The sequence below is a fragment of the Myxococcus vastator genome (genome assembly GCF_010894475.1).
Taxonomy (GTDB): Bacteria; Myxococcota; Myxococcia; order Myxococcales; family Myxococcaceae; genus Myxococcus; species Myxococcus vastator.
In genome coordinates, this window is sequence record NZ_JAAIYB010000053.1 from 21,562 (window position 1) to 29,020 (window position 7,459).

At 70.5% G+C, this 7,459-nt stretch carries 5 protein-coding genes; 2 read left to right on the forward strand and 3 right to left on the reverse strand.

Going from position 1 to position 7,459, the window contains the following annotated elements; translation table 11 throughout:
- Window positions 1-8 precede the first annotated feature (8 nt).
- The 3 genes from G4D87_RS08070 to G4D87_RS08080 all read right to left on the reverse strand — a co-directional run bounded on the left by G4D87_RS08070 (window position 9) and on the right by G4D87_RS08080 (window position 4,905).
- Window positions 9-2,252 carry a serine/threonine-protein kinase gene (locus G4D87_RS08070; protein ID WP_163780589.1) on the reverse strand — a complete coding sequence of 748 codons (2,244 nt, stop codon included), beginning with the start codon at window positions 2,250-2,252 and terminating at the stop codon, window positions 9-11.
- Window positions 2,249-3,913, reverse strand: coding sequence for an adenylate/guanylate cyclase domain-containing protein (locus G4D87_RS08075; protein WP_205507473.1), 1,665 nt, complete (start codon window positions 3,911-3,913; stop codon window positions 2,249-2,251). The genes G4D87_RS08070 and G4D87_RS08075 overlap by 4 nt, the downstream gene beginning before the upstream one ends.
- Window positions 3,914-3,993: 80 nt before the next feature.
- Window positions 3,994-4,905 (reverse strand): type II toxin-antitoxin system TacA family antitoxin, encoded by a 912-nt coding sequence (locus tag G4D87_RS08080; protein WP_163780593.1) that lies wholly within the window; start codon window positions 4,903-4,905, stop codon window positions 3,994-3,996.
- Window positions 4,906-4,975: 70 nt separating this feature from the next.
- On the opposite strand from G4D87_RS08080, the gene truD reads away from it, so the two are divergent.
- Complete coding sequence (gene truD / locus G4D87_RS08085) at window positions 4,976-6,616, forward strand: tRNA pseudouridine(13) synthase TruD (protein ID WP_163780595.1); 1,641 nt, start codon at window positions 4,976-4,978, stop codon at window positions 6,614-6,616.
- Between the two features lie 111 nt (window positions 6,617-6,727).
- Window positions 6,728-7,297: an RNA polymerase sigma factor gene (locus G4D87_RS08090; RefSeq protein ID WP_371928502.1), complete on the forward strand. Its 570-nt coding sequence runs from the start codon at window positions 6,728-6,730 to the stop codon at window positions 7,295-7,297.
- The last annotated feature ends 162 nt before the right edge of the window (window positions 7,298-7,459 follow it).

Sequence of the window (7,459 nt, forward strand, 5' to 3'; positions counted from 1 at the left end):
GTGGGCTGCTATTCGGGGCTGGCGGCGACGCGGCGGACGGGCCGGGGCATCAGGTGCCCCCGGACCTTCAGGTCATCGAACGAGCAGGACAGGTTGCGGCAGCCCAGGGCCACCTTGCCCACGCGGTCCTCCAGGCCCACCAGCAGCTTGCGGGCGAAGCGCTCGTTGTTGAGGAAGGCCTCCACCAGCACGCCCGAGCTGTTCCGGCGCAGCTGCAGCCGCACCTGGTAGGGGCCGTGGGCCGGCAGCGGCATCTCATCCTCGACGAGCGCCTCCGTGTCCTGCGCGCTGTTGCCCACCACCTCGCGCCCGTTCGGCATGAAGTAGCGCCACGACAGCCGCATGCCCACGTCCGGAATGGCGAACGCGGAGACCTGCAAGTCCTTGATGCGGAACGCCAGCTCGCCGTAGTGCTGCGCATCCGCGTCCTGCGCGTACTCCCGTCCCAGCGCCGCCACGTCCATCAGCACCTCGGCCGTGAAGTCGTTGGACGAGAAGTAGCGCTGCGCGATGTACGCGCGCGGAACCAGCCGCCGGCCATTGGTCTCCTTGCCCGCCTGCAAGGCCTGGAGCTCCCCATCCACCAGCCGCCACTGGCCGCTGTGGACGTTGAGCTCCTCGTTGCCCTCGTTGAAGCCCAGCTCCAGGCGCGCGGTGCCCCCGGCCTTGGCGGGCGCCGCGAAGGAGAGCGTGGAGAAGACCTCGCCGTAGGTGTTCGGCGGCAGCACCTGGGTGCCGGGCTTCACCCGGACCCCCTTCGTGCCGAGGATGACGCGCTGGTCGTCGCCCAGGTGGAGGCTCACCGGCCCCACGAACCACCGGACCGCGAAGCCCAGCAGCGCCAGTCCGCCCACCACCGACAGGCCACCGCGCACGCGCCGCCAGCCCGAACGGAGCTGCCGCGACAGCGCCGTCTGCCGCGCCGGCCGCACCGACCGCGCGGCCGCGGGCACCAGGCGCCCGTCCAGCTCGCTCTGGGGAATGCCCGGCGCGGAGCTGGTGGCCGTCATCGCCTCCAGCGCGGCGCACAGCTCACCGGCCTTCTCGTAGCGCGCGGCCGGGTCCTGCTCCAGCAGGCGGTCCACCACCGGGTCCACGCGCGAATCCAGCCCAGGCACCCGCGCGGAGGGCAGCTTGAAGCGGCCCAACGGCAGCTCTCCGGTGAGCACCTCGTAGAGGATGACGCCCAGCGAGAAGAGGTCCGCGCGCCCGTCCACGTTCTTCGCGTCGCGGCGCTGCTCGGGCGCCATGTAGTTCAGCGTGCCCATGGCCACCGACGTCGCGGTGAGCTGCAGGCGTGAGTCCGGCGCGCGGATGCCCGCGAGGCCGAAGTCCGCCACCTTCACGTGCCCGCGCCCGTCCAGCAGGATGTTCTCCGGCTTCAGGTCGCGGTGGATGATGCCCTTGTCGTGCGCGCACTCGATGGCGCGCGCCACCGCCAGGAGGAGCTTGATGCCCTTCTCCGGCGTGAGCCCGGCCGACATCGCCTCACGCAGCGAGCGGCCCTCCACGTACTCCATGACGAAGTAGTAGTGCTCGCCCGCCACGCCCCGGTCGATGATTTGAATGATGTGCGGGTGGTTGAGCGCCGCCAGCGCCGTGGCTTCCTTCTCGAAGCGCGTGACGAACTCCGGGTCCTTCGCCAGCCGCGGCGGCAGCAGCTTCACCGCCACCGTGCGCCCCAGCGACTGCTGCCGCGCCAGCCACACCTCCCCCATGCCGCCGCGCCCGAGCATCTCCAGCAGCTCGAACCCCGGCAGCTCCACCTTGCCGCCCCCCACGAAGGTGCTGTCCTCGTGCCCGTTCAGGTCCGAGTGCGCGCTGCCCGAGCCCGTCTTCGCGGACGAGCGCACCAGCGTCGGGTCCACCGGCGCGTCCGAACTCCCATTGCTCGACGGCATGGCCACCCCGCTGCTCTCCAGCGCCGCCACGCCCGGCGGTCCATTCACGCCGCCGTGGGGCCCGGAGCGCACGGGCTCCGAAACGCGAGAGAGCGAAATCTCGATGCCCGGCTCCGGCTCCGCCTGGGGCACCACCGTCACCGCGCCAGAGGTCCCATGGGGCGGCGGACGCCGCTCCTGGAGGCCGCTGCCGGTGGGCACCATCGTGTTGCGCGCCACCTCGGCGGCCACGTCACCCCGGCGGGCCTCGAACCGGATGCCGCAGCGGCACTGGACACGCTGGCCGCTCACGTAGACGCGGATGTCGTGGGGATGGCCGCAGTTGGGGCAGGACTGCGTCGTCGGGCTCATGCGCGGCGTGAGGAGGAGGCGGCGGTGGTGTATTCCAGCCCGTGGACGCGGTAGGTCGGCACGGCCTTCTCCTTGCCCTTCACCTGGAGGGCCGGCAGCCCCTCCACGTCGAAGCCGGCGCCCGCCTTGCGCACCGTGGACTCGGAGGCCAGCACCTCACCGCTCTTCGCCATGCCACACAGGCGCGAGGCCGTGTTCACCGTGTCGCCAATGGCGGTGAACTCATGGCGTTCGGCGCTGCCCATGTAGCCGACGACGGCCTGCCCGGTGTTCACCCCCACGCCGACCTCGATGGGCTGCTTTCCCGCGTCCACGCGGCGGCGGTTCAGCTCCTGCACGGCGTCCTGCATCTCCAGGGCGGCCCGCAGCGCGCGGGCGGCGTCATCCGGGTGCGACAACGGCGGCCCCCAGACGGCCATGACACAGTCCCCAATGAACTTGTCCAGGTTCCCCTCGTGGCGGAACACCACCCCGGCCATGGCGGTGAAGAAGGCGTTGAGCATGTCCACCACCTCTTGCGGAGAGTCGTTCTCCGAGATGGTGGTGAACCCGCGGATGTCGGCGAACAGGCAGCTCACCTCCGCCAGCCGGCTCTGCGCCAGGTCTTCCGTCTCACCGGCGATCACCGCGTCGGCGACGGCCTTGGACAGGAACCGGCTGAGCTCCGCGCGCGTCACGGCCTCGGCGCGAATCTGCTCGGCCAGCGCGGCGTTCTCCAGCGCGATGCTCGCCTGCGAGGCGATGCCGGAGAGGATGGTCAGGTCCTTCTCCGAGAAGGCGTTGATCTGCTGCCGGCTGTCCAGGAAGAGCACCGCCTGAATCTTCCCGTTCACCTTCAGCGGCACCGCCATGGCGGACCGGATGCCCTGCGCGACGATGCTCTCCGCCGCGGAGAAGCGCTCGTCGATGATGGCGTCCGCCGTCAGCACCGCCTTGCCCGTCTCCACCACGCGCTTGAGCACGGTGTCGGACAGCATGACGTTGACGGCCTTGTCGGAGCGGTGGTGCACCGCCGACGGGATGAACTCGCCGTCCGCGGCCACCTTCAGGATGACGCCGTGGTCCGCGGCCAGCAGCTGGAAGGCCACCTTGAGGATCTGCTCGAAGAGCCCTGTCTGGCTGCCCTGCAGGCTCACCTGGCGGTGGAACTCATGGGCGATGCGCAGCTTCTCGTAGTCGCGGCGCAGCGCCTCCACGTCCGTCACCTGCTCGGCGGGCCGGAAGTTCTGCGGCACCTGGTCCATCTGCGCCAGGAAGGCCGGCATGGAGATGGACTGCGCCACCACCGTCACGCCCGGCGCGGTGGGCGCGGTGGTCGGCGCCGCCGGCTCGCCGCTGTGGAAGATGAGCCGCGAGGCGCCCAGGGAGATTTCGTCCCCGTCGCGCAGCTTGAGCTCCTTCACCCGGCGGCCGTTCACGAAGGTGCCGTTGGACGAGCCCAGGTCCTTGAGGAGGAAGTCCTTGCCCACGCGCTCGATGACCGCGTGCTCCTTGGAGACCTCCCGGTCCACCAGCCGCAGCGTGTTGGACGGATGCCGGCCCAGGGACGTCGCCGGCCCCAGGGGAAACTCTCCGAGCGTGCCATCCGCGAAGCGCCCTGTCAGACGGGGGCCGCGAAGCTGCCCGGGTTTGGGAGCGAAGGGGACGGGGGACTGGCTCACGCGGAAATCCTCACCGGCCTGGACACTACCAGAGGCCATCGTCACCGGGGAACGCTCGGAAGTCACCACTGCACGCCTGGTCAGCGGCCAGCCGTCGGCTTCCGGTCCGAACCGCCCATCCGGATGGCCAGGCCCACCGACGGCATCACCGTCAGCCCACCCAGGTCCCGCTTCATCCCGAAGAGCTGGGGCCTGCTCCGGAAGTAGCCCCCCGTCACCTCGGCGAAGAGGTGGACGTACCGGTAGCCCACGGCGATGCCCAGCGTGGAGCCCACGAAGTGGCTGCCCACCGTGGTGGGGAGCGTCGCGTCGAAGCCCGTCACCGGCTTCCCCTGCTCGGCGTAGTCCACCAGCCGCGCGTTCAGCCGGGTGCGGCTGTAGATGTACTTGGGCGCCGCGTAGAGCTTGAAGACGTCCCCCCAGTCCGCGCTCAGGTACAGGGGCACCTCCACGTCGTAGCGGCTGAAGTCGCCCATCTCCACCACCTCCAGCACGTCCAGGACCGGGCTGCTGAAGAAGTGCCGGGACACCCCCACCCCCAGTGACATGTCGTAGGAGCGCTGCCCCAGCTCCAGGTAGCGGCCCACGTCATCCCCGCCATGCGCCAGCTGGAACTTCAGGTCCCCGCGCAGGGAGATGCCGCTGTAGCGCAGGCCCACGTCCAGCCGGTCCACCACGCCCACCCGGACCATCAGCTCCGGATTGGCGCCCGGCGGGGCCACCATCAGCGCCACGCCCGCCGTCAGCAGCTCCTGCTGGGCCTCCTCGCTCAGCGAGTAGGGGCGGTCATTCTCTATCGCGTCCCGGGCCGCCTCGCCCTCACGTTTGCCGGCGTCCACCACCCGGACCAGCGTGCCGACCGGGAGGAAGAACCCCGCCCCGCCCGTCACCTGGACCTGGCCCGGCGCCAGCGTCCGGGCGGTCTGCTGCGTGGAGAGCGTGGAGGCACACCCTGGGGCCAGGGCCAGGAGCAGCAGGGGAAGGATTCGCATGAGAAGTCACGTTATCCCCTTTCTGGCGCAGACGCTTCATTCCGGAGCGCCGCGCTGGTAAGGGGGCGCCGTGCGAATCAAACAAAAGCCCGAGGACTTCTCCGTCAAGGAGTCATACCGTTTCGACGAAGTCGACTCGGGACGTCACCGCGTCTACCTGATGGACAAGCAGAAGCTGTCCACCTTCGACGCGGTGACGCGGCTGCGGGATGCGTTCGGGCTCAAGCCCGGCGCCATCAGCTACTGCGGCCTCAAGGACAAGCAGGGCCGGACCGAGCAGATCATCGCGGTGGACGGCTCCGACGTGGACATGCAGGAGCCTGACCTGCGGCTGAAGTACCTGGGCCGCACGGACAAGCCGCTGTCCGCCGCCAACATCACCTCCAACCGCTTCTCCGTCACGGTGCGCTCGCTCCAGCCGGCGGCGCTAGGGCCCCTCAACGTGGCCACCGCCGAGGTCAACCGCCTGGGCGTCATCAACTACTTCGACAGCCAGCGCTTCGGCTCGCTGAAGCACGGCCAGGGCTTCATCGCCAAGGACCTCATCCGGGGCGACTTCGAGGCCGCGCTGCACAACTACATGGCCAAGCCGTCCGAGCTGGACCGGACGGAGGACGCCAAGATCAAGGCCTTCTGGCGGGAGAACTGGGGCCGCTGGGACGCGCGCGTCCCCTACGAGGGCACGCGCAAGTACCACCGCGTCCTCAAGTCCCTGCGCGACCAGCCGGGTGACTACCTGCGCGCCTTCATGCAGATCGACGCGGACTACCGCGCGATGCTCATCTTCACCTACCAGAGCTTCCTCTGGAACGAGGGCGTGCGGCGCTACCTCCAGCTGATGCTGCCGCGCGAGCACCTCTTCCCCATGCGCTACCAGGCCGGCACGCTGCTGTTCCACCGCGACGCCAGCCCGGAGGTGCTCCGCACGCTGCGCGACGCCACCTTCCCCCTGCTCGCGCCGAACTCGACGTTCAGCGACCCGAAGGTGGAGGAGGCCGTGCGCTGGGTGCTGGGCCGCGAGAAGCTCCAGCTTTCCGACCTGCAGGTCCCCGGCGCCGAGCGCAGGCTCTACTTCAAGCACGAGGAGCGGCCCCTGCTGTCGTTCCCACACAAGCTCGTCGTGGGCCGCACGCAGGTGGACGAGCTCAGCCGCGACGACATCAAGGTCAACATCGCCTTCACCCTGCCGCCTGGCGCCTACGCCACCCTGGTCGTCAAGCGGCTGTTCCACTTCGACTACGCGGAGGACAGCGCGGAGACCATCCGCGCCTCTCAGCGGCCGAAGCTGGTGGAGGCAGAAGCCGCCGCCGCGCACGAGCCCTCCAGCCGCCGGGGACCGCCCCGCCGTGACGCGGAGGGCCCACGCGCCGGGAGCCGGGGCGCGCCGGGCACGGACACCCGCCGCCGCGCGTCCGGAGACCGCGACACCCGCCCGCCCGCTGGCAACCGCGATGCCCGGGGCGCTGCCGCGCCGGGCCGCCGCCGCGCCGGTCCCCGGGAGATGGAGCTCCTGGAGCCCGCGTCGGGCCGTGCCCGCACCCTGGCCGCCAAGGCCCCCGAGGCCAGGCCCGCGGCCCCGGAGGCGCCCGCAACACCCGTGGGCTTTCGTGAGCGGCAGCGCCAGCGCAAGGACGCCCGTGAGACGGCCCGCGCGGAGACCGCGGCCCAGCGTGCCCAGAAATCCAAGCCCGCGAAATCACGGAAGAAATAGAGATGTCTCGCCCGGATGCAATGGGCGGGCGGGCGCGTCGTAGGACAAGGCGTGAACGCTCTTGCCCTCGACGACGCTCCCGGGACGCTCGCCCATGCCATCGGGATGCTGATGGCTGAGGAAGCCCCGCCGCTCCCCTGGAAAGCGGACGTGCAGGCCGCCCGACGAGGTGACCCGTCCGCTTTCGAGGCCCTGGTTCGCAGCGTGCAGCGCCCCGTCTACGGCCTGGCGCTGCGGCTGCTCCAGCGCGAGGCCGAGGCCGCGGAGGTGGCGCAGGAAGCGCTGCTTCGCGCCTATCAGAACCTCCACCGCTACGACGACGCGCGCCCGTTCGACCTGTGGGTGCTCGCCATCACCCGCAACCTCTGCCTGGACCTGCTCCGCCGCCGAACCAAGGTGCGCACCGAGGAGCTGGAGCCCATGAAGGAGCTGCTCCCCAGCGGCGAGGCGTCGCAGGAGGAAGGCGCCATCGCCCGCGAGGAGCGGCAGTCGCTGGAGGAGGCCATGGCCACCCTGTCCGTCGACGACCGGGAGGTGCTCGCCCTCTATTACGTCCAGAAGCGCACCACGAAGGAGATCGCCCAGATCATGGGCTGCGCGCCTGGAACCATCATGGCCCGACTCTTCCGGGCTCGTGAGAAGCTTCGCAAGAAGATGACCACCGAGGAGGCGCCGCGATGAACCCCCACCTGTGTCCGGACCTCGAAGTCCTCTTCACGGAGCTGGAAGCCGGCGAAGGGCCCGCGCTGGACCACGCCGCCGAGTGCGCCGCCTGCGCCGCCGTCCTGGAAGAGCACCGGCTGATGGAGCAGGACCTGTACCGGCTGGCGGACCCCCTCCCCC

What these genes read in the sequence shown, in the direction of transcription:
- G4D87_RS08090 (WP_371928502.1), top strand. Translation starts at nt 6,728, where the DNA reads ATGGCTGAGGAAGCCCCGCCGCTCCCCTGGAAAGCGGACGTGCAGGCC.
- G4D87_RS08080 (WP_163780593.1), bottom strand. Translation starts at nt 4,905, where the DNA reads ATGCGAATCCTTCCCCTGCTGCTCCTGGCCCTGGCCCCAGGGTGTGCC.
- G4D87_RS08070 (WP_163780589.1), bottom strand. Translation starts at nt 2,252, where the DNA reads ATGAGCCCGACGACGCAGTCCTGCCCCAACTGCGGCCATCCCCACGAC.